General features: G+C 66.3%; 25 protein-coding genes. 13 read left to right on the plus strand and 12 right to left on the minus strand.

Going from position 1 to position 25,630, the window contains the following annotated elements:
- Positions 1–118 precede the first annotated feature (118 nt).
- Complete coding sequence (locus tag ACOGXQ_RS02980; protein WP_419945977.1) at positions 119–2,674, minus strand: polynucleotide kinase-phosphatase; 2,556 nt, start codon at positions 2,672–2,674, stop codon at positions 119–121.
- Between the two features lie 10 nt (positions 2,675–2,684).
- The gene (locus ACOGXQ_RS02985) at positions 2,685–4,091 is read right to left on the minus strand and encodes a 3' terminal RNA ribose 2'-O-methyltransferase Hen1 (RefSeq protein ID WP_419945978.1); all 1,407 of its coding nucleotides are present in this window, start codon (positions 4,089–4,091) and stop codon (positions 2,685–2,687) included.
- Positions 4,092–4,229: 138 nt separating this feature from the next.
- On the opposite strand from ACOGXQ_RS02985, the gene ACOGXQ_RS02990 reads away from it, so the two are divergent.
- The 8 genes from ACOGXQ_RS02990 (at position 4,230) to ACOGXQ_RS03025 (ending at position 11,279) form a co-directional block, all read left to right on the plus strand.
- Positions 4,230–5,321, plus strand: coding sequence for a Zn-dependent alcohol dehydrogenase (locus ACOGXQ_RS02990; protein ID WP_419945979.1), 1,092 nt, complete (start codon positions 4,230–4,232; stop codon positions 5,319–5,321).
- Between the two features lie 50 nt (positions 5,322–5,371).
- Positions 5,372–6,496 (plus strand): DUF418 domain-containing protein, encoded by a 1,125-nt coding sequence (locus ACOGXQ_RS02995; protein WP_419945980.1) that lies wholly within the window; start codon positions 5,372–5,374, stop codon positions 6,494–6,496.
- 369 nt (positions 6,497–6,865) lie between these two features.
- Positions 6,866–7,366 carry a phytanoyl-CoA dioxygenase family protein gene (locus ACOGXQ_RS03000; protein WP_419945981.1) on the plus strand — a complete coding sequence of 167 codons (501 nt, stop codon included), beginning with the start codon at positions 6,866–6,868 and terminating at the stop codon, positions 7,364–7,366.
- A gap of 146 nt (positions 7,367–7,512) precedes the next feature.
- Positions 7,513–9,801: a CotH kinase family protein gene (locus ACOGXQ_RS03005; RefSeq protein ID WP_419945982.1), complete on the plus strand. Its 2,289-nt coding sequence runs from the start codon at positions 7,513–7,515 to the stop codon at positions 9,799–9,801.
- 344 nt (positions 9,802–10,145) lie between these two features.
- Complete coding sequence (locus ACOGXQ_RS03010) at positions 10,146–10,448, plus strand: copper resistance protein CopC (RefSeq protein WP_419947327.1); 303 nt, start codon at positions 10,146–10,148, stop codon at positions 10,446–10,448.
- A complete protein-coding gene (locus tag ACOGXQ_RS03015) occupies positions 10,445–10,678 on the plus strand; it encodes a hypothetical protein (RefSeq protein ID WP_419945983.1) in 234 nt (77 codons plus the stop codon). Before ACOGXQ_RS03010 ends, ACOGXQ_RS03015 begins: the two co-directional genes overlap by 4 nt.
- Positions 10,675–10,836, plus strand: a complete 162-nt coding sequence (locus ACOGXQ_RS03020; protein ID WP_419945984.1) for a hypothetical protein — start codon at positions 10,675–10,677, stop codon at positions 10,834–10,836. The genes ACOGXQ_RS03015 and ACOGXQ_RS03020 overlap by 4 nt, the downstream gene beginning before the upstream one ends.
- 59 nt (positions 10,837–10,895) lie before the next feature.
- The gene (locus ACOGXQ_RS03025) at positions 10,896–11,279 is read left to right on the plus strand and encodes a DUF5367 family protein (protein ID WP_419945985.1); all 384 of its coding nucleotides are present in this window, start codon (positions 10,896–10,898) and stop codon (positions 11,277–11,279) included.
- A 418-nt stretch (positions 11,280–11,697) separates the two neighbouring features.
- On the opposite strand, the gene ACOGXQ_RS03030 is transcribed toward ACOGXQ_RS03025, so the two are convergent.
- The 6 genes from ACOGXQ_RS03030 to ACOGXQ_RS03055 all read right to left on the minus strand — a co-directional run bounded on the left by ACOGXQ_RS03030 (position 11,698) and on the right by ACOGXQ_RS03055 (position 17,385).
- Positions 11,698–12,114, minus strand: a complete 417-nt coding sequence (locus ACOGXQ_RS03030; protein WP_419945986.1) for a DUF1330 domain-containing protein — start codon at positions 12,112–12,114, stop codon at positions 11,698–11,700.
- A 42-nt stretch (positions 12,115–12,156) separates the two neighbouring features.
- Positions 12,157–13,065 carry a haloalkane dehalogenase gene (locus ACOGXQ_RS03035; RefSeq protein WP_419945298.1) on the minus strand — a complete coding sequence of 303 codons (909 nt, stop codon included), beginning with the start codon at positions 13,063–13,065 and terminating at the stop codon, positions 12,157–12,159.
- Positions 13,062–13,616, minus strand: coding sequence for a hypothetical protein (locus ACOGXQ_RS03040; protein WP_419945297.1), 555 nt, complete (start codon positions 13,614–13,616; stop codon positions 13,062–13,064). Before ACOGXQ_RS03040 ends, ACOGXQ_RS03035 begins: the two co-directional genes overlap by 4 nt.
- A gap of 11 nt (positions 13,617–13,627) precedes the next feature.
- On the minus strand, positions 13,628–15,910 hold the full coding sequence (locus ACOGXQ_RS03045) for an arylsulfatase (RefSeq protein ID WP_419945296.1): 2,283 nt from the start codon (positions 15,908–15,910) through the stop codon (positions 13,628–13,630).
- Positions 15,911–15,992: 82 nt separating this feature from the next.
- A complete protein-coding gene (locus ACOGXQ_RS03050) occupies positions 15,993–16,847 on the minus strand; it encodes an MBL fold metallo-hydrolase (RefSeq protein WP_419945295.1) in 855 nt (284 codons plus the stop codon).
- 67 nt (positions 16,848–16,914) lie between these two features.
- The gene (locus tag ACOGXQ_RS03055; RefSeq protein WP_419945987.1) at positions 16,915–17,385 is read right to left on the minus strand and encodes a transposase; all 471 of its coding nucleotides are present in this window, start codon (positions 17,383–17,385) and stop codon (positions 16,915–16,917) included.
- A 241-nt stretch (positions 17,386–17,626) separates the two neighbouring features.
- Here ACOGXQ_RS03055 and ACOGXQ_RS03060 point away from each other — a divergent pair, with 241 nt between their 5' ends.
- Positions 17,627–18,859: a hypothetical protein gene (locus ACOGXQ_RS03060; RefSeq protein ID WP_419945988.1), complete on the plus strand. Its 1,233-nt coding sequence runs from the start codon at positions 17,627–17,629 to the stop codon at positions 18,857–18,859.
- A gap of 188 nt (positions 18,860–19,047) precedes the next feature.
- Here ACOGXQ_RS03060 and ACOGXQ_RS03065 read toward each other — a convergent pair whose 3' ends face one another.
- The gene (locus tag ACOGXQ_RS03065; protein ID WP_419945989.1) at positions 19,048–19,245 is read right to left on the minus strand and encodes a hypothetical protein; all 198 of its coding nucleotides are present in this window, start codon (positions 19,243–19,245) and stop codon (positions 19,048–19,050) included.
- Positions 19,246–19,577: 332 nt separating this feature from the next.
- On the opposite strand from ACOGXQ_RS03065, the gene ACOGXQ_RS03070 reads away from it, so the two are divergent.
- From ACOGXQ_RS03070 to ACOGXQ_RS03080, 3 genes are all read left to right on the plus strand, one after another.
- Complete coding sequence (locus tag ACOGXQ_RS03070) at positions 19,578–19,973, plus strand: limonene-1,2-epoxide hydrolase family protein (protein WP_419945990.1); 396 nt, start codon at positions 19,578–19,580, stop codon at positions 19,971–19,973.
- Between the two features lie 7 nt (positions 19,974–19,980).
- Positions 19,981–20,760 (plus strand): SDR family NAD(P)-dependent oxidoreductase, encoded by a 780-nt coding sequence (locus tag ACOGXQ_RS03075; RefSeq protein WP_419945991.1) that lies wholly within the window; start codon positions 19,981–19,983, stop codon positions 20,758–20,760.
- Between the two features lie 282 nt (positions 20,761–21,042).
- Positions 21,043–21,273 (plus strand): hypothetical protein, encoded by a 231-nt coding sequence (locus ACOGXQ_RS03080; protein ID WP_419945992.1) that lies wholly within the window; start codon positions 21,043–21,045, stop codon positions 21,271–21,273.
- A gap of 139 nt (positions 21,274–21,412) precedes the next feature.
- On the opposite strand, the gene ACOGXQ_RS03085 is transcribed toward ACOGXQ_RS03080, so the two are convergent.
- The gene (locus tag ACOGXQ_RS03085; protein WP_419945993.1) at positions 21,413–22,645 is read right to left on the minus strand and encodes a PLP-dependent aminotransferase family protein; all 1,233 of its coding nucleotides are present in this window, start codon (positions 22,643–22,645) and stop codon (positions 21,413–21,415) included.
- A gap of 5 nt (positions 22,646–22,650) precedes the next feature.
- A complete protein-coding gene (locus ACOGXQ_RS03090) occupies positions 22,651–23,064 on the minus strand; it encodes a nuclear transport factor 2 family protein (protein WP_419945994.1) in 414 nt (137 codons plus the stop codon).
- Between the two features lie 178 nt (positions 23,065–23,242).
- On the opposite strand from ACOGXQ_RS03090, the gene ACOGXQ_RS03095 reads away from it, so the two are divergent.
- The gene (locus ACOGXQ_RS03095; protein WP_419947328.1) at positions 23,243–24,574 is read left to right on the plus strand and encodes an ABC transporter ATP-binding protein; all 1,332 of its coding nucleotides are present in this window, start codon (positions 23,243–23,245) and stop codon (positions 24,572–24,574) included.
- Between the two features lie 45 nt (positions 24,575–24,619).
- Here the strand turns inward: ACOGXQ_RS03095 and ACOGXQ_RS03100 are convergent, their stop codons facing one another.
- Positions 24,620–25,546 carry an LLM class flavin-dependent oxidoreductase gene (locus ACOGXQ_RS03100; protein WP_419945995.1) on the minus strand — a complete coding sequence of 309 codons (927 nt, stop codon included), beginning with the start codon at positions 25,544–25,546 and terminating at the stop codon, positions 24,620–24,622.
- Positions 25,547–25,630: the final 84 nt, after the last annotated feature.

Raw genomic sequence — 25,630 nt, forward strand, 5'->3', positions numbered from 1 at the left:
CCCCTCGGCGGCCGGGCTCACACCCAGCGACGCTACCGCTTCGCCCTTTCCGGCTGCGAGTGCGCAGGGTCATCTGCCGGACGTTCGCCACGAAGTTCGCGTCGCCGGCTCGGACAGTTCACAGGCGAGGGTCGACCGGTTCGCTCTCGAGCGCGAGCACACCGAACACGCACTCATGAATGCGCGAGATGTGCTCATTGGCGACGAAACGTTCGAGCGCCTCGATGCCGAGCGCGAACTCCCGCCGGGCGAGCGAGGACTTGCGGCTCAGCGAGCGCTTGCGAAGTCGCTCCAGATGGGCAGGTTCGAGATACTCCGGTCCGTAGATGATCCGCAGGTACTCGCGGCCGCGGCACTTCACTCCCGGCAGAACCAGGCCCCTGCCAGAACGGGAGATGGTCTGCGCTGGCTTCACCACCATGCCTTCGCCGTCCCGATCGGTCATCGTCCGCCACCAGCCGGTTGCCTCAGCCACCGACTCGGCGTCGTCCAACTGCACGAATCGTCGGTCGGTGCGACGCAGCACGCCGCCGCCCGCTGTCACCAGCGCGTCGATCTGTTCGAGATGCCAGCGGTGCGGTCGGCGCGCCAGCACTTCGCCCTGCGCAGCGAGAATCTGGAACGGAGCGATCTCGATGCCGTCGGCGCCGTCGGTGTCCCAGCAGTACTGCCGGTAAGCGCGGACGAACGACGCCAGATGGCCGGCACGGCCGGCAGTCCGGGATGCGAGCGCCTCTACGTCCACACCGCGACCCGTCGCCTCCGCCAGCAGACGCTGGGCGGCATCGAACACGACGGTGCCAGCCGCTCCCGTCGCTGCATATTGGCGCCTCAGCAACTCGGCCGACTTGGCCGTCCACGGCAGCATCTCCGTGTCCACGACGAGCCAGTCGGTGCCAAGTTGGTCCCACAGGCCAGCAGCATCAGCGGCTGTTCGCAGCCTGCCGAGCAATGTGCCGGCTACGCCGGGCGTCGAGAAGAACGGGCGACCTGTGCGGGTCACGATCACGCCTGCGTCGTCGTTGGAGATGCCGAAGCGTTCGGCCGCCGTCTCGGCGTCACGGGCCATCACGAGCACCGCTCGCGATCCCATGTGCTTCTCTTGGCACACCACCTCGCCTACGCCGGCCTTGCGAAAGTACGTGAAGGCCTCATCGGGGTGCTCGAGGCAGTCGGGGCGCTGACTGGTGGCGACGGGCGCCATCGTCGGCGGCAGGTACACCAGCCAGCGCGGATCGACGGCGAAGCGGCTCATCACTTCGAGCGCGGCGCTCGAGCGGTCAGCCTCGACGGTGATGCGTCCTTCCAACTCGGTCTCCACCGAACGCTTGCCTGCGACGTCGCCGATGTCGACGAGCGGTGTTCCTGAACGGTGCTGTGCGTCGAGCCGGCCGCCGGTCGAATCGGGCGGTCTCTCCGGCTCGTAGTGCTCGTGCACGGCCGGAACCGAGACCACGTCCTTCTCGGGCCAGCGCAGCGCGGTGAGTTCGCCGCCGAAGACCGCACCGGTGTCCACACACATGGTGTTGTTCACCCATCGGGGCGTCACCACCGGGGTGTGGCCGTACACGACTGCAGCGTCGCCGCGGTAGTCCTCTGCCCACGGATAGCGCACCGGCAGGCCGTACGCGTCGGACTCGCCGTCGGTGTCTCCGTAGAGCGCAAGCGAGCGAACTCGGCCCGATGTTCGCCCGTGATAGCGCTCGGGCAGGCCGGCGTGCGCGACGACCAAGGCGCCGCCGTCGAGCACGTAGTGGCTGATGAGACCATCGAGGAAGTCAGCCACCCGAGCGCTGAAAGAAGACCCGCGAGCTTCAAGCTGGGACAGCGACTCGGCGAGTCCGTGCGTTACCTGCACATTGCGCCCTGCCAAGGCCCGGCGCAGCTTGTTCTCGTGATTGCCCTGAACGCACAGCGCGTTGCCCGCCTCCACCATCGGCATCACGATGTCAAGAACATCAGCCACGCCAGGTCCGCGGTCGACCAGGTCACCCACAAAGACTGCTCGCCGCCCATCGGGATGCACGACGGGCGACACGCCGGTGTCGTAACCGAGCCGGTCGAGCAGCGCCAGCAGCTCGGCGTGGCAGCCGTGGACATCGCCGATGATGTCGAATGGGCCGCAGTCGTGGCGACGATCGCACCACAGCCTGCTGCGAGTGACCCCCACCGCATCGAGTTCGGCCGCAGTGCCGAGCGTGTATACCTTGCCGAAGCGCTCCTTGCGCAGCCGCTTGGCCGTGCGGCGCAGTGTCTGATGCTGACGCTTGACGGCGTGCTCGGGCGGAATGCGGCCCTCACGCTGACGACTGCGCTCGACGCACAGATTCAGCGGCAGATCGAACACGACTGCTGTGGCCAGAACGTCCCACTTGCGGGCGAGCTCGATCAGCGGCGCACGGTCGGCAGGCTTGGTGTTGGTGGCGTCGACCACGGTGAGGCGGCCGATCTCCAGCCGCCGGTCGACGATGGTGTGCACCAGATCGAAGGCCGCCACGGTGACCGACTGGTCTGACTCGTCGTCGCCGACAAGCGCACGGCATCGGTCGCTGGACACGATCTCGGTGTCTGCGAAGTGCCGCGCGGCGAAAGCGGACTTGCCTGAACCCGACGCTCCGCAGAGCACGACGAGGCCGAGTTCGGGAAGGTCGATCGTGGTGAGCTGCTGTCTCATTCGAATCCGCTCATTGCCGGAACACGGCCATCTGCGTAGGCGGGCCGTGGTCAGGGTCGTGCGGGCCGATGGCACTGATCTCGCTGCTGTAGCCGAACTGATCCGAAATGGCGCCGACCCACGCAGCGAACTCCGTGCGGGTCCACTCGAAACGGTGGTCGCGGTGACGCATGCCTCCGACATGCACATGCTCGTAGTTCACGTTGTGCTCACGGTTCGGTGTGGTCAACACCACCGCAGCGGGGGCAGCGTGGCCGAACACAGCTGCAGCGAGCGCGTCGAGCCGGTCGGGGTCGATGTGCTCGACCACTTCGACCAGCAGGGCAATGTCAAACCCTCGCAAGCGGTCGTCGGCGTAGGTGAGCGCTCCTTGTCGCAGCGAGATCTGCTCGCGGCGTCGCTCGGACAGCTCATCGAGCCGCAACCGCCGCTCAGCGCGCTCCAGCGCAGCGACCGACGCATCGATGCCGAGTACCGCGTTGACGGTCGGCTCATCGATCAATCGCGCCAGCAGTCGCCCCTCACCGCAGCCGAGGTCTGCCACACGCCCACCGCCGAGGCCGCGAACGGTCTCGAGGACTGCCTGCTGGCGCTGTTCGCTCAACCCGAGCGGGCGAGCGGCGTCTCGCTCGAAAGCATCGGTCTGCCCGGCAGAATCGATGTCCCCGACGAGATCGGCGTCGTCCGGAGCGTCGTCGGCGAGCCGCTCCAGCGCTTCGTCCGCGAAGCTGCCGAAGCGCAGGTAGCGCCTTGAGATCATCGCCGTCTCGGGGTGCGAACCGAGCCAGTCCCCGCCTCGCCGCAGCAGCTTGTCGACCTCGTCGTCCCCGATCCAGTAGTGCTTGCGGTCGTCAAGCACCGGCAGCATCACAAACAGGTGCTCCAGCACGGCTCGCACCGTGTGCTGCCCACTCAGGCGAACTGAGTAGCAGCGGCTGTCGCCCCATGACGGAAACCGGGAGTCCAGCGGGATGGCCGCGGATTCCACCTGGTACCCCAATGGCTCGAAGAGTCTGCGTACGATCTGCTCGCCGCCCCGCACAGGCAGTACCGGCAAGCCGACTTCCATGTCCAGCGGCTGGGTGACGAGGTGCGGGCGCGCATCGCACGTCCCGCTCAGCGCTGTCCCGAATAGTCGTCCGAGGGCCACCGAGAGCATGGACGAGGCTACGTACGGCCGGTCGTTCACGTAGTGCTCCAGGTTGACCGCCGGGCGTCCCTTGGCACCCCGGGCGAGGGCAATCGGGTCTACCTCGACGAACAGTGTCGCCGTGCATCGCTCCTGGCTGGCTTCAGGATAGAAGACATGCGCGCTGCCGAATCCGACGTCCACGGTGCGGACACGATCCGGATGCTTGTGCAACAGGTAGCCCAAGTCAGTGGCGTCTGGCGTCGTCGAGGTGAGCGAGAGCAGCATGCACCAGCCATTCGACCACATTGCACCGCGCAAAGCACCATCGTTTTCTGTTCACGCGACGCCGGCTCGCGTAGTCTCAGATCGAACTGGCGCCCACGGGCGCCTTGGCTCGCCCGCCAAGAGGAGAAGGGGACCGCTATGAAGGCAGCAGTGCTCTGCGAACAGCCGGGGGACTTGGAGATCGAGGATCTGCGCATCGATGCGCCCGGACCCAACGAGGTGCTCATCCAGACGAAGGGCGCAGGCCTGTGCCACAGCGATCTTCATTTCATGGAGGGGCTGTTCCGGACGCCGCTTCCCATGGTGATGGGCCACGAGTCAGCCGGAGTGGTCGAAGCGGTCGGATCCGACGTCAGCTACGTGGCGCCCGGCGACCACGTCGTGGCGTGCCTGTCGATCTTCTGCGGCCAATGCCATCGCTGCCTGTCGGGCAACCCGCACCGCTGCACGAACATCCGCGCCACGTCTCGGGCGAGAGATGCCGCGGCCCGTCTGACCCGTGGCGACAGCACGTCGGTCGACCAGATGGCGCGGCTCGGCGGCTTCGCCGAGCAGATGCTGGTGCATCAGAACGCCGTGGTGAAGGTGCGCCCCGACATGCCGCTCGACCGGGCCTGCCTGATCGGCTGCGGCGTCACCACGGGCTTCGGTGCAGCAGTGAACACCGCCGGTGTCGGCGTGGGCAGCGTGGTCTGCGTCATCGGCTGCGGCGGCATCGGGCTGTCCGCCGTGCAGGGCGCCCGGGTTGCCGGCGCCGGGCGCATCATCGCCGTGGACATGACCGAGGCGAAGCTCGAGACCGCTCGTCAGATGGGTGCCACCGACACCGTCAACGCCGCGGAGGCGGAAGACGTGGTTGCCGCAGTGAAAGACATGACCGGCGGCGGCGTGGAGTACAGCTTCGAGGCCATCGGCTTGGCCACCACGGTGCAGCAGGCGTTCAACATGCTCGACATCGGCGGCACCGCCACCGTGATCGGCATGGTGCCGTCCAAGACCAAGGTGGAGCTGCGGGGCATCGACTTCCTGTCGGAGAAGAAACTGCAGGGCTCGATGATGGGCTCCAACCAGTTCCGCAGCGACATCCCGATGATGATCGACCTGTATCTCGACGGGCGCTTGATGCTCGACGAGATGATCTCGGCACGCATCGACCTCGACCGGATCAACGAGGGCTACGGCTGGATGAAAGCCGGCGAGGCCACCCGAACCGTCATCACGTTCGACTGAGCTAACGACAGTCCTGCGAAGCCCGCAGGGTCCACGGTCCCGGGGCCGAGATGCGGTCAGGCAGTTCGGCAACGCCGAGGGGCGAGCGCAACTCCGCCTTGGACGCAGTGCGCGGCGTGGCCGTGCTCGGCATCCTGATCATGAACGCCGTGGCGTTCGGCCTGCCCGCAGCGGCGTACACCAACCTCGACGCCGGCGGATCAAGCACGCTCGCCGACTGGATCATCGGCGGAGCGGGCGAGATCTTCGCCGACCAGAAGTTCATGGGCCTGTTCTCGATGCTGTTCGGCGCGGGCATCGTGCTGTTCGCCGAGCGGGCCGCAGCCAAGGGCCGGCGCAGCGTGCTGCTGAGCCTGTGGCGCAACGGGTTGTTGCTGGTCATCGGCCTCGTGCACCTGTCGTTCTGGGATGGCGACGTGCTGTTCGTCTATGCCCTGTGCGCGCCGGTCGTGCTGGCACTGCGACACCTGCCGACCAAGGTGCTCTTGTGGCTGGGCGGCACATGCTACGCCGCTGTCGCCGTCATCTCCTGGGGAGTGCAGTCATCGCTGCGCAGCTTCTCCAGCGTGCTCATCGACTTCTGGCACTACGGCGAGTACTACGACATCATCGAGACTTGGTTCCTGGCCGACTACTTCGGACGGGCAGTGGGCGCCATGGTCATCGGCGCGGCGCTCTACCGGACCGGCATCATCGCCGGCCACCGGCCGGCTGCCTTCTACCGCCGCCTCGCGGTGTGGGGCCTCGGCATCGGGCTGCCGCTGTCGAGTGCCGGATTGGCCCTCATGGCGGCAACCGACTTCGACATCGACTGGGCCGTCTCAGGCACCATTCCCAACACCATCGCCACCATGCCGATCTGCTTGGGCTACCTGAGTCTGATCATCCTGTGGAACTCAGCAGGAGACTCGCCCTTGCGGCGCAGAGTCCGTGCGCTCGGCCGGATGGCGCTTACCAACTACCTCAGCCAGACAGCCCTGGGCCTGATCGTGCTCAGCGCACTGCTGGACGACGTCGAGTTGAGTCGCACTCGGATCGCTGTGTTCGTGGTGGCCGTGTGGACGGTGCAGTTGTGGTGGTCGAAGGCCTGGCTGGAACGTTTCGGCTTCGGCCCGGTCGAGTGGCTGTGGCGCTGCGCCACCTATCGCCGCCGACAACCGCTGCGTGCTCGGTAGCCAGCACTTCCAGCAGAGAGGGCGGCTGCGCCGTGTCCTAAAGATGTCCCGTGTCGAGTTTGTCGCTCCGTGATCGGCTGACTTGGTTGGGATGCCCAGGCCAACCGCCTGCGGCCCTCGTATGCGTCCAGACGCCCAGTAACGTCGGCAACGAACTAGGCCGACCAGTCACGGCAGGCAAACATGGGGACGCGATGCCGAGGCACCTGACCGACGCCCAGATCGACCACTACCGCGACCGGGGCTATATCTCGCCATCTCGCCGCTCGATCTTCTGACCGCGGGCGAGGCGGCTGAGGCGCGGGCGAAGCTCGAGGCCTACGAGGCCTGTGGATCGCACTCTCACCCGCTTCCGAGGCAGCCGGTGCGATGTCGGTGCTCCCCGGAAGCCACCGAGAACTCCTCGCCCACGACGAGACTTACCACGCGGACAACATGCTGACGCGGGGCCAGGAGCTCAAGATCGACGTCTCCGAGCGAGAGGTCGCGTCGATGGCACTCGAGCCCGGCCAGATGTCCATGCACAACGTGCGGCTCGCGCACGGATCGGGGCCGAACACGACCGACGACCGTCGCATCGGCATCTCGCTGCAGTACATGCCGACGCGGACCAAGCAGCTCCTCGTCGACTGTGACTTTGCCACCCTCGTCCGTGGGACTGACGACTACGGGAACTTCGAGCTGACCCCGCGACCACGAACAGACTTCGATCCGGTCGCCGTCGAGTTCCACCAGCGAGCCGCCGTGGCACTCCGCGAACTCCTCTGCCAGGGCCCGAGCCTCCGGCCGAACGAGCCCCGACGCTGTAGCCGAGCGTTGATGATGGGTGTCGGCGGGGGACTGCAACCCTTGACCCACGCCACCGGGTGAGGAGCTGCCAGACGGCCACGGCCAAACCGATCGACACGATCCAGCTGGCGACGGTGACGAGACGTTCGCGCATGGCTACGACCCCAGCCCTGATCGCCAGCCGCTCAGCAATATAGTCCTCGCGCGCGTTCTGGGAGGCTGAGTCAATGCGAGCACAGCCTCGACTCCGCCTCTTGGCCGCTGCGCTCGTGGCAGCGTCGCTGATCGCGACCGGTTGCACTGGCGTGGCCGACGACGGCGCACCCCCGGCCACGACGCTCGCCCTCGCCACCACCGCTCCCCCCGCAGCACCCGATGACGGCTCCGAGACCGATCCCCGCAGCGCCTACTTCGCCCTCGACCGCGTGCTTGACATCAGCATCGAGATCGACGTTGAGGACTGGGACGTCCTGCGCCACCAGACCCGCACGCTCGCTGACGTGTTCGCGGAGATCGAGGAGTACGGCCTCTCTCGGCCGTTCGCCAGCATCTACACTTGGTTCAGTGCCACAGTGACCGTCGACGGCGAGACGCACGCCGAGGTGGGCGTGCGCAAGAAGGGCTTCGTCGGTTCCCAGAGTTCCACCAAGCCGTCGCTCAAGCTGCGCTTCGACAAGTACATCGACGGCCAAGCGCTTGCCGGTGGCATGAACCGGATGACGCTGAACAACAGCGTCCAGGACCCGTCGATGCTCAACACCTGCCTGTCGTACCGGGTGTTCGCAGCGGCCGGCAATCCCGCGCCGCACTGCAATTTCGCCGCCGTGTCGCTGAACGGCACCGACCTCGGGCTGTACGTGCACGTAGAGGAGTTCAAGGCGCCGTTCCTGTCACACCACTTCGGCAGCGCCGAGGGCAACCTGTACGAAGGCACGGTCAGCGACTTCACGCCGGACTTCCGAGGCACGTTCGAGAAGAAGACCAACGAGGACACCGACGACTGGTCCGACATCGACGCTGTCGTCGCTGCCTTGGACGATTCTTCCGACGCCGGTTTGAAGGCACTGGCCGAGATCGTGGACCTCGACCGGTTCCTGTCGTTCTGGGCGACAGAAGTGCTCGTCGGTCATTGGGACGGCTACGCCGGCGACCGGAACAACTACTGGTTCTACCGGGTGCCCGACGGTCGATTCGTGTTCCTGCCGTGGGGCACCGACGGCACGTTCCACCTCTCCGACGACCCCAATCCTTTCGACAACATCTCCGACCCGTCGCCGTCGGTGCTGGCGCTCACCGCCATTCCCAACCGCCTGTACAACCACCCCGACTGGCGGGCCAAGTACGTCTCACGGCTGAAGCAGATCCTGGACGACGTCTGGCACGAGACCGAGCTGCTCGCCGCGGTGGACAAGATGGCTGCCATCGTGCAGCAGCACGCCCTTCCGGAAGCAGCCAGGGCAGCCGAGCGCGACACCGAGCGATTGCGGACCTTCATCGCGAAACGCAAGGCCGAGATCCTCGCGGCCCTGACCCCTACGCCACCGGAGTGGCCCGAGCCCGAAGCAACCGCGCCACCCACTGCCGGGTCGGGGACTCTCGAGGTCGCCTTCGAAACAACCTGGGGAAGCAACCTGAGTCCCAACCCGCTCGCGCAGGGAACGGTCCACAGCCTGCTACTGAACGGTGCCCCTGAACCAGTCGGAGGCACTGGCGTGTTTGCAGGCAAAGCGAGCCCGGAAGAGAGAATCCTGCTTCCGGGCGTCGACAACCCAGCGTCAATCGTGATCGTGAAGCTCGAAGGCGACGACTCCGTTGCCGGTGTGTCCTTGGTGGTGGATCCCGAGCAGTTGGTAGCAGGCGCCACATTGGTCATCGGCGAAAGTTCCCTGGCAGGGGGCGTCTGGTCGATCCCGCCGGGAGCGTCGACGCCCGACAGCTTCTCGCCCTTCACCGAAGGAGTGCTCGAACTGTCGAGCGGCGACACAGCGCCCGGCGCAGCCATCGCAGGCGCCTTTGCCGGCACGTTCGGGTGGGCCCTTTCACCGTCAGAGGTCGACGGCGGGGATGTTCAGGGCGGCGACCCCTCGGATGAGCCGCTCGATGTCGGTTTGATCATCAATGAGGTGGCTGCCAAGGGCGATCCGCTCGACTGGTTCGAGCTGTACAACGCATCGCGCGTCCCCATAGCACTCGACGGCTTCGAGATGGCCGACGATCTCATGGATATCGGAAAGCGAGTGCCTTTCCCGGCGGGCACGGTCATCGGGCCGGGCGAGTACCTGCAAATCAGTTTGGACAAAGAAGGCTGGCCCGGCTTCGCGCTCGGGAGCGACGAGGAACTGGGCGTCTGGCTGCTGGACGGCACGCTGGTCGCCAGCGTCGACTGGAACGAGGGCCAGTCCGGTGCGGACCAGAGCTACGCACGGGTGCCCGATGTCACCGGCCGATTCGAGACGGTCGACACCCCCACTCCAGGCGCCCCCTCCGCCGGACCTCCGCCGGTTGGCTCACCGTAAGCGGCCGGACAAGTCACTGCCACGATGCAGCCGGCCACCCAACGGCGCCGGCGGCGCGTCGTCTCCGCCTCGCCGAGCTGATGCATGGCGGCGTGCATCTTGGACGAGGAACGGGCCGGTTCGATGAACTGCTCATGGGTCAGCGGCCGGGTCCAGTTCGTAGTGCTTCTCGACACATCCTTGAAGCCGGTCTCGGACATCTCGCTGACGAGGTCGAAGCTGCGGTAGTCGCGGGCGCAGCCCGGGCTGTGCTCTTCGAGGAACGACTCGTAGTCCTCGAAGAGAGAGATGGTCCAACGCACGGTCGGTCTGGATGATCCCGATCAATCCGCCGGCGGACACCGCTGGCCGGCGGGGAGCACGAAGTCCGCTGGCGAGTCGCAGCCGAGGATGGACACATCGTCGAAGGCGCATTCAGATTCACCGTCGATGCTCCGCATGCCAGATCATCGGAGGAGCCGTCCTCCGATTCGGCCACAACGCCAACAGCGGAATCCACTGATCAGACTGCCGCATCGGCCGACGTCGATCGGGAACCGCCGGACGCGAGAAGTACGACGGACACCGCCCCGACGGGACCGATGGCGCCTACGACCGCGCTGCACGCCGACCGCGAGGCATCACACATGAGCATGATGGCGCCATGAGCATGATGGCGCCCTCGGGATCGGAGACCTCGGACGCCACAACGTCCACGGCATCCGCCACTGCTTCTGACAGCAGACCGCTGCAACGCATCTCAGGAGGCACAGGTGCCGAGCTGCTCGCCGAGGCTGCTCGAATCCTGGGTCTGCTGGCGACATTGGTCATCGTCGGCGGGCTCGCGTTCATGTCATCCGTCGTGCGAGACGAACCATCAGATACATCGACGGCGTGAAGATCACCAGGCTCTTCGGACCGTGGTATCACTTGGGTCAGCTCGAACCCGGAGCGCGCGAGATCCGCGTGGAGCTCTCGGCGAACGACCACTCGGCCATGACCCACGAGGGCGACATCATCGACGACACTGTCACCGTCACTGTGCCCGCCTCCTGATCCGACACACCACTGGAGCATCGATGCCCGTACAGAGCCGACTCACGTACATCCAGCACATGGTTTTGATGATGGTGATCGCCGTCGTCGGCTGGGCCGTGTTCCTGGGGCTGTTCCTGCTGATCTTCACCGACAGCTACGAGCCGTCGGTGTCCCGCACGGTGTGGTGGGCCTGGCTGATCGTCGGCACGATCATCACGTTGATCACGATGTTCGTGTGCTTCCGGGTGCTGCAGACGCCACGGCAATGGCGAAGCTCAGCCGCTATCGCCCTGTTCGCACCGGCGATGTGCTTGGACGCGCTCGCCACCACCTACTTCAACGACTGGTTCGATCAAGGGTCCGACCACGATGCCGCCTACGGCGCGCTCATACTCGGCGCCGCTGGCATCTGCCTGCTGGTCGCCATGGTCGTCAACAAGCCCACCGCCGACAAGACGTAGCTCGCTGCGCGGGAGCGCGACTGCTCAGCACACCGATCGGCTGGGTTGACGGCGCCAGCCGGCTTGCCGTGTCCGCGCGGGTCAGGCGGGAATGAAGTCGACGCGAAGTCGGGCCGCGTCTGCCAGCGCCGCAAGGTCGTGATAGGAGATCCCCCCAGAGCGATAGTCGATCGGTATCCACCACGACGTACTCGACGTGGTCGAACAGGTCCTGCCACGCGTAACAGATTGCGTGCATCTGACCGTCTGCCGGGTCGAACTTGGGATGCGCGGTGAAGCCGTTCGACAGCGTCCCGGAGAAGTCGTTGCGGCACACGGTCGCGAACTCGTAGTCGAGCTCGGTCTGCAGCATCGTCGTGCTCGAGCATGGTCTCTGACCAGGACTCGTCATGGCCGATACTGCAATAGGGGCGTCGGACTAGCGGCCGAGGGCGACGGTCTCGATGTTGAGCTGACCTGCGAGGCCTGCGCTGCGGTGAACTGCGAGCGCCTGCCACTCTTCCGACGACGACATAGCCACAAGGGCACCGCGGTTCGGGTACTGCGCTATGGCGATCTCGTCCCAGAGTTCTTCCACCTGCCCGAGCATCAGGAACGTCACGTCGCCGGCGAACACGAGCTTGCCGCTATAGGTCGGCAGAAGCTGGCTCACGCCGCGCCCGTAGATCTCGTACGCCTGCCTGCCGGTGAGATCGGTTTCGCGCCCGTCCTCGTGGGCGGCGCGCTCTGTGAACTTGAGCAGGTTGACCATGAAGATCGGCCCGTCGGGACCGGGCTCGAGCATCTCGTTGATGCGCTCGGCGCTGGTCGGCATGACTTCGTTCGTGACTTCCATGTGGGACTCCCTCGATTCGTTGGTTGCTGGACCGCTCTGCCGTCAGCTCTCGTTCATGAAGTCGATCAGCACTTGGGCCAATTCGGGGCCCTTGTCTTCCTGCAGGAAGTGAGCTGCGCCCTCGATGGTGACATGCGCCTGGCCCTGTGCACCGGGCACCAGGTTCCGGAACGGCTTGTCGGCGCCGGCAGTCACCGGATCCTGGTCGCTGAAACAGCACAGGAAGGGCTTGTCGAACTGCTGCAGCACTCCCCATGCCTCCCTGTTCGGCTGGGCCTCGGGATCGTCCGGTGAGGTGCAGACATGTGACGGCCAGGCGCGTGCGCCTGCCTTGTAGGAATCGTCCGGGAACGGCGCGTCATACGCGGCCGCCACCTCAGGGTCGAGATCGGTGAGGCAGCCGCCGTTCACGATGTCGCCGATCGGGAACACCGGCGATTCCCGAGCAAACGTCTGCCAGTTCATGAAGGCCTCGCTGGGTCGGCGATCCCCGGTGGGCAGGCCCGTATTGGCGACCGCTGCCCGGGCGAACCGGTCGGGTTGCGCCGTGACGAGCCTCAAGCCGATCAGCCCGCCCCAGTCCTGGCCGAAGAAGGTGATGTTGCGCAGGTCGAGCGCGTCGAAGACCAGGCTGGACATCCACGTCACGTGGCGGGCGTAGCTGTAGTCGGTCTGCTCTGCGGGCTTGTCGCTGCGCCCGAAGCCGACCTGGTCCGGCACGACCACCCGGTGCCCGGCGTCGGCCAGCGGTCGGATCATGTGCCGGTACAGGTAGGCCCATGACGGCTCGCCGTGCAGCAGCAGCACCGGACCGGCATCGGGCGGTCCTTCGTCGATGTAGTGGACGCGCAGCGAACCGCCCTCGCCGTCGGGAATGTCGGTGTAGTGGGGCTCGAAGTCGTACCCCGGAAGATCGGCGAAGCGCTCGTCGGGCGTTCGAAGGGTCTTCATGGCGGTTGCTCCTCTTGGTCGAGTCGAGACTGGTCGAGTTCAGTGAGAACGGCGGCCGGGTCGGCATCGGCTGGCGCAAGCCGGCGCAGTCGCGCGGTGAATCCCAGGTAGTCCCACATGAGGTGCACGCCGTCGCGCCAGCGGCGTACCTCGATCGGCCCCGAGGGTCCCTCCAGACCGTGAGGGCGCAGCACGTGCACGCCGCTCTCGTAGGCAGCGACAACGTGGATCCCGGTCGACTTGTCGAACTCCGCCACGTCGTGAACGCCGTTGCGCAGCGTGCCGTCGCAGCGCATGTCGTGGATGATGCCGGCGCCGGTCACCACCACCCGGTCGGCGGCCTGCTCGATGCGCTGCACATGCCCGATGGCGGGATGGCCGGGCTGCGCAGCGCCGTCCACGTACACCTCGACGGTCTGCCAGAAGCCCCGCATGTCGGGCGCCCCGTCACACAGGGGCTGGGTGCAGCCCGCCAGGATCGGCGGCGGCCACTGCGTCCAGCCCCCCGCCGGGGTGTACGCGACGGGAATCGAGTCGGCAGTCGACGTCATCGCCGTGTCTCCTACTGGCGGGCCATCTCGGCGCGGGCCGCGGTGTCGGCTTCGGCCCGCGACGCGCCGCTGCGGTCGATGTCGACGGCATGCAGGGCGCCGCTGAACGCGAAGGGCGCCACGTAGCGCGGCGACACTGCCTGCCCGTGGTCGAGGCCGACGCTGGAGCCGATCGAGGAGATCATGCGCATCATGCAGGGCAGCTCCGCGCTCCCGCAGGGCTCGCCGTCGATCGCCAGCTCGATGACGCCCTCGGTGCGGCTCGTGCGCTGCAGCCGCGCCGTCAGGGCGCAGTCGCCTGCGGGCACCTCCAACTCGGACTCGACGACCGTGTGCTCGCCGAACGAGTTGTAGTCCACCACCAGGCGGCCGTTCTGCACGAACACCGACATGCCCGAGTTGGCATTGCCCGTGGCCCACAGCACGCCGGCGTCGTCGGCGCCGCGGCTCACCTGCGCGGTGAGCTCCCACGACCGGCCCGACGGCGACGCCGAGGCTGCCGAGGGAATCGGCGACATCGGCGGGCGGTAGCGGTAGCGCCTGCTCGTCGGATGGGGCGAGTGATCGTCGCGCCGGGCGACGAACAGCTCGATCATGCGGTCGTCCAGCGGCAGCACGCCGTGGCGCTCGGCTTCGGCCCACCACAGGCCGATCAGCTCGTCCAGCTTGCCGGGCTGGGTTTCGGCGAGGTCGTTGCACTCGGACCGGTCCGCTGACAATTCGTACAGCTCCCAGCGGTCGTCGTCGAAGGACTCCCCCTTGATATGCCGAGTCACCGCCTTCCAGGTAACGCCGTCCCGCTCGACCACGAGAGCGCGCGAGCCGGACTGCTCGAAGTACTGAAGCGTGTTCGCGGCCGGGGCCGCTGCGTCGGCGAGCACAGGGGCGAACGAGCTCCCGGTGACCGGCAGCTGCGCGCAGCCACGGAAGACGTCGGGCGGCGTGATGCCCAGGAGTTCGTACACCGTCGGCGCCACGTCGGACACGTTCACGAACTGGTCGCGGCGGGTGCCCTGCTGGTCGGCGGCGATGCCGTCTGGCCAGTGCATCACCAGTGGCACGTGCACCCCGCCCTCGTGGGTGTTCTGCTTGTACCACTTGAAGGGGCTGTTGCCGCACTGGGCCCATCCCCACGGGTAGTTGGTATGCGAGTTGGGTCCGCCGATGTCGTCGAGACGGTCCATCACGTCGTCGGGGTCGTCGACGATGCCGTTGAAGTACTTCATCTCGTGCATGACCCCGAACGGTCCGCCCTCCTGGGAGGCGCCGTTGTCGGCCAGCACGATCAGGACCGTGTTGTCGAGCTGGCCCATCCGGCGCAGCCCGTCGACGAGACGGCCGATCTGGTCGTCGGTGTGGTCCAAGAAGGCAGCGAAAGCCTCCTGCAGGCGGCAGGCGAAGCGGCGATGACTGTCGGGCAGCTCCGCCCACGGCTCCACGCCCGGGTTGCGGGGCGCGAGCAGGGTGCCTTCCGGTATGACGCCCTGCGCGAGCTGACGCTCGTACCAACGCTGGCGCATCACGTCCCAGCCCTCGTCGAAACGTCCCCGGTACTTGTCGAGGTACGCCTGCGGAGCCTGATGCGGTGCGTGGGTCGCGCCGAAGGGCAGGTAGGCGAAAAACGGCCGGTCGGGGCGCACGCCCTTGCTGTCGTTGATCATGCGCAACAGCTGATCCACCAAGTCTTCGCTCAGGTGGTAGCCGCCATCGGGCCCGCCGGGCGGGTCGACGTGGTGGTTGTCGACAACCAGCTCGGGGTGGAACTGGTCGGTCTCACCTTCGAGGAAGCCGTAGAAGCGGTCGAAGCCGCGGCCCAGCGGCCACTGATCGAACGGCCCGGCGGCGGAGATGTCCTCGGTCGGCGCCAGATGCCACTTCCCGCAGCAGAACGTGGCGTAACCCTGCGAGCCGAGCACCTCGGCCACGGTCGCCGCGTGATTGGTGATGTGGCCGAGCTGATGCGGGAAGCCGGTCCGGTGATTCGACACCGAGCGCATGCCGACCGCGTGCTGGGACCGTCCCGTCAGCAGCGACGCCCGGGTCGGCGAGCACAGCGGGGTGACATGAAAGTTCGTGAACTGCAGACCGCCTGCGGCCAGCGCGTCGACGTGGGGCGTGTCGATGTCAGAGCCGAAGCAGCCGAACTGGGCAAAACCGGTGTCGTCGAGCAACACGATCACGACATTCGGCGCATCGGGGCCCGGGTGCGGCGACGAGGCGAAGTGCGGCTCGGACTCGGCCAGCGTGCGGCCGATGCGGCCTTCGAACGGGGCGGGCTGGACCGGATGTGTCATCAAGGCTCCGGTATTCGTCGTGCCGCCCATTTGTTTCCCGCTCTTGTTCCCAGTTTCGATTCAATACGGGCTCACGGGCCGCTCAGGCCACGGCTTCGCCTGGCGGCTCAGCCTCTTGCAGCGTGACCGTCGTGAGGTCGTCGCCGATGATCACTTCGCCGTTGAAGTGGGCTGCGGCCAGCTCAATCCACTCCGGATACTGCTCGGGCGTGGGCGCCGGCACCATGTGGGTCAGCACGAGCCGTTTGGCGCCGGCACGAGCCGCCGTCTGGGCTGCCTGCTCAACGTCGGAGTGGTAGTCGAGGATGTCCTGGAACATCTCGTTGGGGGTCAGCTTGACGAGATCGCTCCGGATGACCGTCTGGACGTAGGCATCGGCGCCTGCGGCCAACCGGTCCACGCCGACGCACGGGACCGTGTCCCCCACAATGGCGGCCACCGCACCGTCGTGCTCGAGGCGGTACCCCAGCGTCGGTCGCACCGGCGCGTGATCGGTCGCCGCCGTGCTGACGTGAACGTCATTGATGTCGAACGCATCGCCCGCTTCCAGCTCGGCCACCGCGACCTGCGGCTCGTTGACCAGCACGTCGTGGTGCGAGATCCGGTAGCCGATGTCCGCCTCCAGCGCACCGAGCTGCCGCTCGACGAACCGCGCCGTGCCCGGCGGGCCGTAGACCTGCAGCGTCGCATTGCCCTGGCACATCACCCAATGCGTCGTGATCACATCATTGAGCGCACACACGTGATCGCTGTGCAGGTGCGTGATCAGCACAGCGCTCAAGAAAACCGGCAGCGAACCGCCGCCGGCCATACGCATCACAGTGCCGCGGCCGGCGTCGACGAGGATGTGGGCGTCGCCCGCCTTGACCAGCGTGGAAGGCCCCGCACGGTTCGCATCAGGCAACGGCGATCCCGTCCCGATCAGCACGATGTCCATGACGTCCCCCCGGCTGCCAAGCAATCTCGGCCGAGCCTCGACGAACCCGACAGGCACCCTAGCATTCTTATGCCAGTATCACTGCCAAAACCTTGCGAGCATCCCCGATGCAGGGGCGTCTTCGGACTCGGCGGACGAGCCAGGCGATGCTGCGCTCAGCGAGGGGCCGATGCTGGGAATAGTCGTGGGCGAATTCGGTGGTGCGGGCTTGTGCCCGGGCGGAGGCGAGCAGGCCCATCGCCCCATCAGCGTCGCCCGTGTCGCCTGGGGTGAGGTTCGCGGCGGTGATCACACCCGTGTGCGGCGCAGTCGCGATGTGCGCTTTGCAGCCGTCGCGGCAGCTGTGAGCGGTCTTGTGGGCATGCCGAGACTCGGGATCGAACACGCTGAGCACCCGGTGCTTCGCGGTGCCCCGCCTGATCCGCCACCGGCCCGGCTCGTCCCCGACGGGCTCGGTGTCCTGGCCCGCGACCAGCCCCAACAGCCCCACAGCGTCCGCCTGAGCGTCGTCCAGTTCGAGGCTCCCGGCCGCTCGCACGCAGCTTGTCGCGCCACAGCGTCAGCACCGCGGGATGGAACGCCTCCTCACCCAACGCCAGCACCGCCGTGGCCATATACCTACGACGGACTCTTCCCCGATGACCCACTCAGGACCGACTACGCCCGGGATGAACTCGAGCACCTACTACTGGACGAGATGTCCGATGTCATCGAATGGTGGACCGAGGAGTTGGGGGGTGGACGGGCCCACGGAGCACGACTCACATCTATGTCGGCCTGTGATCTATGATGCCTGCCGAAGCCGGGAGATTCAAGTGGGGCTTGAAGACGCACTCCGTAGAGCGCGAGAAACGCTTGCCTCCGGTGCGCTCACCAACGAGGCGCAAGTGCGCTCGGCTGTAATCGCTCCGCTGCTGAACGCTCTGGATTGGGACCCCGCGGATCCAAGCCAGTGGCTGGCCGAACACGCAGTGGGGACGGGAAGTGTCGATGATGCGCTTTTTGGACCGAATGGCTCCGCTCTCGTATTCGTCGAGGCCAAGAGACAAGGCAATCTCAGCGTCAAGGCTGAAGACCAGCTCTTCGGCTACGCGAACAACAAAGGAGTTCCCCTGCTGGTGTTGACCGACGGCAACGTATGGGACCTGTACCTGAGCATGGCAGCAGGTGAACCGACCGAGCGTCGTTTCTGTCACCACGAGATCAAGGAGAGCCGTGATCTCGCAGCGATGGCGGCCGACATGGAGCGTTACCTGTCTCGCGAGGAAGTTGTCAGAGGCAAAGCGAAGTCCAATGCCGAGAAGCGCCTTGCAGACATCCTCAATCGTGAACAAGGCCGAAAGGCGCTCCCAGCGGCTTGGAATGCGTTGCTGTCCGAACCGGATGAACTGCTGCGGGACCTGCTCATTGAGAGCGCTGAACAGGCGACCGGGTCAAGGCCTTGGCGCGAAGATGCCGAGACGTTCCTGCGGCAGTCTTCTGCGGTACCCGGCGCATCAAACGAGCACGGTGATGTTTTTGCTTGGCTGCGTGCCGCACCGGCAGATCTGACCTCGGGAATGAAGGCCGCGGTGACGAGATGGCTCAAGCAGCTCGGCGACCCTGTAACCAACAAGCCATCTTCAGAGGGACCGACTCCCAAGCCGGCAACTGGGTCAGGCGCCCTGCGCGGCATTCGGATTCAGGGCAAGGAGCACGAAGCGACCGTGTACAAACGTATATATCTGCTGCTTGCTTCAGAACTGCAGAACGGGAATGGCGGCTTGCTCGGTGAGCTGGCTGCGTTGGTCAAGCCGGGAATGAAGAGTCCGCGAGCGGTCAGGGAGTCTGCTCCTATCTTGCGAAGCAAGCGCGCCCAGTACTACCGGCAAGTTCCGGGACACCCCGAGTGGTTCCTGTACGTCTCGCGATCAGCGAGAAACCATCAAAGGCTCATGCGCGAAATGACGGAGTTAGCAGGGCTTGAGTGGGGCAGCGATGTCGCCTTGCTCTTCGCCGGCGATACGACCTAGTGGTGTGTCGCTGAAATGGCTGGGGCTGAAGCAAGCCCATTCTTGCAGGTCAGCGAGCTGCATGATGCCCGGAGGAAAACTGCGACACACCACTAGGAGGGTGGTCGGTTATTGGGGTTTGTGGTTGGTGTTGTGGGCTGGCGGGTGCGGGTGTGTGGCTGGTGGTGTGACGGGGTCGGGGGTGTGTGTCAGGCGATGATGCCGAGGCGGCCGGCGAGGTCCAGGTTGAGCGCTGCGACGCGCAGGTCGAGCCAGGCGTTGGTTTTGTCGAGGCCGCGCCAGGGCAGTTTGGCGGTGCGGGCTTTGATGTGGGCGATCTTGGGGCTGCGTTCATTCGTGGCCAGCGGATGCACGCTGCTTGCCGAGCGCTGCTCTCGTCCGGCCAACCGTTGGTCATCTCACCACTCGTCCTAGGTGAACGGCTCATGTGCCAGTTTCACCCCGCGGTGACACAGGCGGTGCGGATATGGGATGGGAATTCCGGGACGAGTTCGCCGGAGCCTCGCTCGGGGTCAGTCGCTGGAGCGGAGCACGCCTCGCTCGGCCAGATCGGCTATCTCGGGGAGCCTTCGCGTTTTTGCGGGATGGGGCTGCTGGACTCGGTGGTGTCAGGTTAGGTGGTGAGGATGCCGCGGCACTGGCCGACGGCGCGTGCTAGGACAAGATCCCGGCGGCGGGATCCGCCTGCCGCCAGGCCAAACCGGAAGGTTGCCCCGACATGACTGATTCGACTGCTTCCGCTGACACCCCCACCGAGGTCGTCGGCAAGTTCATCGCCTGCATCGAGGCGAAGGACCTCGACGGCGCTGCTGCCCATGTGTCCGCCGATGTCTATTACGACAATGTGCCGGTCGGCGACATGACTGGCCCGGATGCCATGAAGGAGTTCCTCAGCGGCCTGACAAAGGGCGACGGACCCGTGGAGTTCGAGGTCCTGCGACAGACGGCCACCGGCAACACGGTCATGAACGAGCGCGTCGACCGTTTCCACACCGGCTCAGGCCGCCTCATCGAGCTGCCGGTAATGGGCATCTTCGAGGTCAACGACGGGCTGATCACCTTCTGGCGGGACTACTTCGACAACGGCATGTTCATGCGCCAGATCAAGGGCTGAACCCGCTGTGGCGTACCAGTACGAAGGCTTCGACCTCACTGGCAAAGTCGCAGTCATCACCGGGGGCAACGGCGGCATCGGGCTTGGCTATGCCCGCGGCGTCGCCGCTGCCGGCGCCGACGTCAGCATCTGGGGCACCAGTCCGGAAAAGAACGCTGCGGCCGAGGCCGAGCTGCAAGAGATCAACCCGTCCGCGAGCGCGCTGCGCTGCGACGTCTCCGACCAGGAACAGGTCGAGGAGTCCATGGCAGCGGTCGTGGAGCGCTACGGGCGCATCGACGCCTGCTTTCCCAATGCCGGCATCGGCACCCAGAACCAGCAGGGTTTCCACGAGCACTCCGATGAGGACTGGTTCAGCGTCATCGACGTGAACCTGCACGGCGTGTTCTTTACGCTGCGCGCCGCCACCCGGCAGATGATTGCCCAAGGCGAGGGCGGCGCCTTGGTGCTCACCTCGAGTGGCACAGCAATCCAGGGCGCTGCCCGCGGGCAGGCGTATGCAGCTACCAAAGGAGCCATGCTGGCGATGATGATGGGCCTGTCGGTCGAGATGGCCCGCTACAAGATCACTGCGAACGCCATCATCCCCGGCTGGATCGATACGGCGATGACCGAGCGCCTCTTCAACTGGGACAAGTTCGTCGCCAACGTGATGCCGCGCATCCCGATGCGCCGCTGGGGCGTGCCTGACGACTTCGGCCCGATCGCGGTGTATCTGATGAGCGACGCCTCTCGCTGGCACACCGGCGACGTCATCAAGATCGACGGCGGTTTCAGCATTTTCTGACACCCTCAGCCTCCCGGCAGAGCTGCCGATTTACGAAGCTGCGTTAGGTTTTTGTGCTGCACGCTGAGCCAAGGGGGAACATCGTGGAGGAATACGACATCCACATCAAGAACGGCACGATCGTGGACGGGACACGCGTGCCGAGCTTCCGGGGAGACCTGTGGATCTCCGACGGACGGATAGCCCAGATCGGCGGACGACCCGACAAGCCGTCCAAAGAAGTCATCGATGCGGGCGGCTGCATCGCTCGCAGCGCACGCAGCCGGATTCAAGGATCGCGGTATGCTGAAAGAAGGCGCACCGGCCGATGTGCTCGTCTATGACATGGACGAACTGGCCATCGATCCCGAGTGGATCGGCGAGGCGGTCTACGACCTGCCAGGCGGCGAATGGCGCCGGGTGCAGCGTGCGCACAGGTACCGGCACATCCTGGTGAACGGCGTCGAGACGTTCCGTGACGGCGAGCGCGCGGGTGCAACCCCCGGCAAGCTCCTGCGTCACGGCCGCGGTTAGCGGCCGGTCAGGCACGTCGCGGCTAGCGGCTGCTAGTGCCGCATCAGGCAACCTTCGCCGTGACGGTGATTGCTGGAAGGCTTGAAATCAAGCGGATGGGCGGCGTCGGCCACCGCGCAAACGTTTGCTGACGCGGCTGCTAGTTCGCAGCGATCACCTCGGCGAGGGCGGCGACGCCGTCGCGGATGTCGTCATCGGACAGGCTGCCGAAGCACAGCCGCATCCGGCACGCACCCCACGCCGGGTCGACCGACCACGCCGCTCCCTCGTTGAACTGGATGCCCCGCTCCGCCGCGGGCGCCAAGTAGCGCGCCGTGTCGGTGCCGGGCGGGAACGTCAGCCACACGAAGATGCCGCCCTTGGGGTCGGTCACCTGCACCGGCCCGCCGAGCTTGATCGCCACACGCGACAAGGCACCGAGGTGCGTGTTCACTGCGCGACGGATCACTCGGCACTTCGCCTGCAAGGTGTCCCGCAGCTGGCTCACATGGTCGTCGAAGTGGGCGCTCGCATATTCGGCCAGCACGAGCTGCTCCAGTGCGCCGGTACCGGCATCGTCCTTCAGGGCAGCGAACTGCCGGATGATCGGCACGTCGGCCACCAAGTAGCCGACCCGAAGCGCAGGGGCAATCGACTTCGAGAACGAGCCGCAGTAGACGACGGCGCTCTGCCCCTCCGACTCGGCGCAGTCCAGCGCCCGCAGTGTTGGCGGACGCTCGCCGGTCCACTGCAGGTCGGTGTAACACTCGTCCTCGAAGATCGGCACCCCGAACCGGTGGGCGATTGCCAGGATCTGCCGCCGGCGCTCGACGGGCATGACCGAACCGGTGGGGTTCTGCACGGTCGGGATGGTGTAGACGAACCGCGGCGGCGTGCCGGCTGCAGCCAGCTCGTCGAGCAGCGATTCGAGGCGCTCGGGGATGATCCCGTCGTCGTCGAGCTCGGCTCCGACGCAGCTCGCGCCGCGGCGCTTCACCTTCGAGATCATCCCCCCGTATGTCGCCTCTTCGGCAACCACGACGTCGCCTGGACGCAGGAACGCTGCATTGACCAGGTCGAGGGCCTGCAGTGAGCCGGACACCACCAGCACCTGATCGGGATCGGTGGTCATGTGGGCGTTCGCAGCGAGCGATTCGGCGACGAAGCTCCGCAATCCCTCGAACCCTTGCGGGTTGCCGCCGAGGTTGTAGGTGGCCAGGTTCGATCCGTGCTTGGCCAGCACCGCCATAGCGGCTTCGGTCAGTCCGCCGACCGGCACACTGGGCGAATCGTTGTTGCCGCCCACGAAGCTGTACTTCGGGATCGGTGACCACACACCCGCGGGTGCGGGCAGCCCCTCGGCCATCTTGGGGGCCATGTCGAACGCCGGCATGGGTCTCAAGCGTCCGAGACCACGATCCGCTGCTCGAACAGCCAGCCGCCATCGGCCCTGCGGACGATGTCGTCGTAGTGGCCGACCAGCAGGATCCGTCCGCCGTCAGCCAGGGGCTTCACCATCTGCAGGTGACTGAGCACGGTGGCCCGTTCGTTGTCGCCCTTCACCGGATCGACGACGACGTTGGTCACCCAGTGCTGTGCGGAAACGAACTCGGCGTACTGCTCCTCGGTGGCAGAGGCGGCGGCGAACGCACACAGCTCGTCGCGGCCGGTGAAGGTGCCGACGATCCCGATGAACCGCCCATCCAGCGTGAAGGTGTTGGCGTAGCCGTCGGCGTCGCCGGTGTCGATCGCCTTGTTGCAGCGAGAGATCAGATCCCTGATCTCCACCCGGTCATCGTTCGTCACGGTCACGGCATTCCCCAAGGTTCACGCTGTATTTCGATGTGAACCTACTTCGGCGTCGAACAGCCGGCAGCGGAGCTCAGTGTCATTAGCTATGCCTACCAACTGGTAGCAGGCATCGTCATCACCTGGCATTCACCCTTCTGGATATCTTCGAACGCGGTTGCATATACTTCTGTCGGTGCGCATGGTCCGGGCATTTCGGTCACAGCGACGCAGGCGAGGTACGGCTCCCGCTGAGTCGGACGCACGGCTCGGCAACAGCCATGATCGCCACTGGCCCGGGGCTCGATCCATTGTCCTCGACAACGTCACGCACTCCTACGGACCCCTGCAAGCCGTTCAGACATCTGCCGACGTCGACGCCCCGGCCGGGCCAGCGGCGAGCGAGTACTCGGTGCGCGAACTGTCGCTGCGGGTCGAGCCCGGCGAGTCAGTTGCCCTGCTCGGCCCGAGCGGGTGCGGCAAGACAACGCTGCTTCGCCTGATTGCGGGGCTGGAACGCCCCCTCGCAGGCACTATTCAGCTCGGCGACCGGTTCGTGGCAGGCCCGCCAGGCCGCGGTGGCACTTGGGTGGCGCCGGAGTCGCGCCGGGTGGGGATGGTGTTCCAGGACTGGGCACTCTTCGGGCACCTCACCGTTGGCCGCAACGTCGGCTATGGGCTCGAACGCGCCAAGCGAACACCCCGCCGTATCGGCGAAGCACTTGATCTCGTGGGCTTGGCCGGGTTCGAGGACCGCCTGCCGTCGACCCTGTCAGGAGGGCAGCAGCAGCGAGTGGCCCTGGCTCGGGCATTGGCCCCGCACCCAGGGGTGTTGCTGCTCGACGAACCGTTCTCAAATCTCGACGCCTCATTGCGGGAAGAGGTCCGCAGCGAGGTCCGGCGATTGCTGATCGAGCTGGGCATCACGGCAGTGTTCGTCACCCACGACCAAGACGAGGCCTTCGTGGTGGGCGACAGAGTCGGCGTGCTGCGCGACGGCCGCCTCATGCAAGTCGACACGCCTGACGAGATGTATCGCCAGCCGGTTGACCCGTTCGTAGCCGACTTCGTGGGCACCGCATCGTGGCTCCGCTGCGAGGCCGCCGGCGGCGTCGCGCACACAGCGCTCGGCCGCCTCCCCGTGGGCGGCACGGCATCAAACAGTGACAACGGTGCGTGGGAAGCAACTGCCCCGTCCGGCATCGTGGATGTGATGCTCCGCCCCGAGCAGCTTCGGCTGGGTGCGGGAACCGGCGCAGAGGTCGAGCTGGTGGAGTTCTACGGCCACGACTCGATGGTGGTGGCAAACCTTGACGGCACGCGACTGCGCGTGCGCTGCGGTCCCGATCCCGCCGTACGCCGCGGCGACCCGGTCGCCGTCGAGTTCATCGGCACCGAAGTCATGGCATTCGAATCAGCCGGTCGATCTGCCCACAGCGTCTACACCGAGACCCTGGAACGGGCAGAAATGCGCTCGCCCAGAGCCAGCGAAGGGTCGGCGACACCTGCCGAGCTGGAGCTGTTCGCTGACTGATCGCTACGCTCTCGGGCGCGCAGGGCAATAGGCGAATGAACCGAGTCAGGCCGCTTGGACCCGCAGGGGCGCGATGACCTGTTCGGCGAACCGGTGGGCCGGCTCGGCGCTGTCGGGGTTGCCGAAGTCCAGCACGAAGTGGCGGATGCCCACTTCGGCCAGCGAGGCCAGGAACTCGACGTACTCCGCTGATTCGCTGTCGGTCGTCGGCAGCGCCCGCTCGACGGTGGTCGACATCTCGACGTGTGCGGGGTCACGGCCCAGCCGGTCGAGCTCGTCCGCCACGATGCCGCACTTGCGCTTCAGCGATTCGAGATCGCGCCGCCACGGCGTGTTCCAGATGTCGGCATGACGGGCAGCGACCTTCAGGCCGATCTGCTCGCCTGAGGCCCCGATGCAGATGGGCGGAGGCACCTCGGGCAGGGGCGGCGCTGCTGCGCCCTCGATGCGGAAGTGCTCGCCCTCGAAGCTGGGGTCGTCCTGCGTCCACATCAGGCGGCAGATCGTGACCACCTCTTCGAGTTGGGCGAATCGCACCTTGGGCGGCGGGAACTCGTAGCCGTATGCCTCGTATTCGTCGCCCCGCCAACCGGCCCCGATGCCGAGGATGAACCGGTTGCCCGACAGGTACTGCAGCGTGGCCGCCATCTTCGCGGTGAGTGCCGGCGGCCGGTAGCCGTGTCCGAGCACGTGGTGGCACAGCTGCACGCCGGGCAGGCGGGCCGCGCACCAGGTGATGGCGGTCCAGGCTTCGAGGAACGGATCTGTCTTGGCGTCGAACCCGTAGAAGTGATCGGCGATCCACAGTGAGTCGAAGTGCCCGATCACCTCGGGCAGCAGCCATTCCACCTGGTCGGCCACGATCGGGCGGTGGTCGCTCCATCGGTTGCCGATGCACGGCGACAGCCACCCGAACCTGAGCGCGTTCTCAGTAGAGATCGCGTGGGCAGAAGAGCCTTCTCGTTGTGGCACCGATTGTCTCCCGCTCTTGTTCGCTCCGCTCACGGGCCGCTCGGGCCACGGCTGCGCCTACCGGCTCAGCCTCTGAGTCACGGC

This window comes from Candidatus Poriferisodalis sp. (assembly GCF_965208485.1).
In the GTDB taxonomy this organism is placed as follows: domain Bacteria; phylum Actinomycetota; class Acidimicrobiia; order Acidimicrobiales; family Poriferisodalaceae; genus Poriferisodalis.

Coding starts and splice junctions, on each gene's coding strand:
- ACOGXQ_RS02980 (WP_419945977.1), bottom strand. CDS start 2,674: ATGAGACAGCAGCTCACCACGATCGACCTTCCCGAACTCGGCCTCGTC.
- ACOGXQ_RS02985 (WP_419945978.1), bottom strand. CDS start 4,091: ATGCTGCTCTCGCTCACCTCGACGACGCCAGACGCCACTGACTTGGGC.
- ACOGXQ_RS02990 (WP_419945979.1), top strand. CDS start 4,230: ATGAAGGCAGCAGTGCTCTGCGAACAGCCGGGGGACTTGGAGATCGAG.
- ACOGXQ_RS02995 (WP_419945980.1), top strand. CDS start 5,372: ATGCGGTCAGGCAGTTCGGCAACGCCGAGGGGCGAGCGCAACTCCGCC.
- ACOGXQ_RS03000 (WP_419945981.1), top strand. CDS start 6,866: ATGTCGGTGCTCCCCGGAAGCCACCGAGAACTCCTCGCCCACGACGAG.
- ACOGXQ_RS03005 (WP_419945982.1), top strand. CDS start 7,513: ATGCGAGCACAGCCTCGACTCCGCCTCTTGGCCGCTGCGCTCGTGGCA.
- ACOGXQ_RS03015 (WP_419945983.1), top strand. CDS start 10,445: ATGAGCATGATGGCGCCCTCGGGATCGGAGACCTCGGACGCCACAACG.
- ACOGXQ_RS03025 (WP_419945985.1), top strand. CDS start 10,896: ATGGTTTTGATGATGGTGATCGCCGTCGTCGGCTGGGCCGTGTTCCTG.
- ACOGXQ_RS03030 (WP_419945986.1), bottom strand. CDS start 12,114: ATGGAAGTCACGAACGAAGTCATGCCGACCAGCGCCGAGCGCATCAAC.
- ACOGXQ_RS03035 (WP_419945298.1), bottom strand. CDS start 13,065: ATGAAGACCCTTCGAACGCCCGACGAGCGCTTCGCCGATCTTCCGGGG.
- ACOGXQ_RS03040 (WP_419945297.1), bottom strand. CDS start 13,616: ATGACGTCGACTGCCGACTCGATTCCCGTCGCGTACACCCCGGCGGGG.
- ACOGXQ_RS03045 (WP_419945296.1), bottom strand. CDS start 15,910: ATGACACATCCGGTCCAGCCCGCCCCGTTCGAAGGCCGCATCGGCCGC.
- ACOGXQ_RS03050 (WP_419945295.1), bottom strand. CDS start 16,847: ATGGACATCGTGCTGATCGGGACGGGATCGCCGTTGCCTGATGCGAAC.
- ACOGXQ_RS03070 (WP_419945990.1), top strand. CDS start 19,578: ATGACTGATTCGACTGCTTCCGCTGACACCCCCACCGAGGTCGTCGGC.
- ACOGXQ_RS03080 (WP_419945992.1), top strand. CDS start 21,043: ATGCTGAAAGAAGGCGCACCGGCCGATGTGCTCGTCTATGACATGGAC.
- ACOGXQ_RS03085 (WP_419945993.1), bottom strand. CDS start 22,645: ATGCCGGCGTTCGACATGGCCCCCAAGATGGCCGAGGGGCTGCCCGCA.
- ACOGXQ_RS03095 (WP_419947328.1), top strand. CDS start 23,243: ATGGTCCGGGCATTTCGGTCACAGCGACGCAGGCGAGGTACGGCTCCC.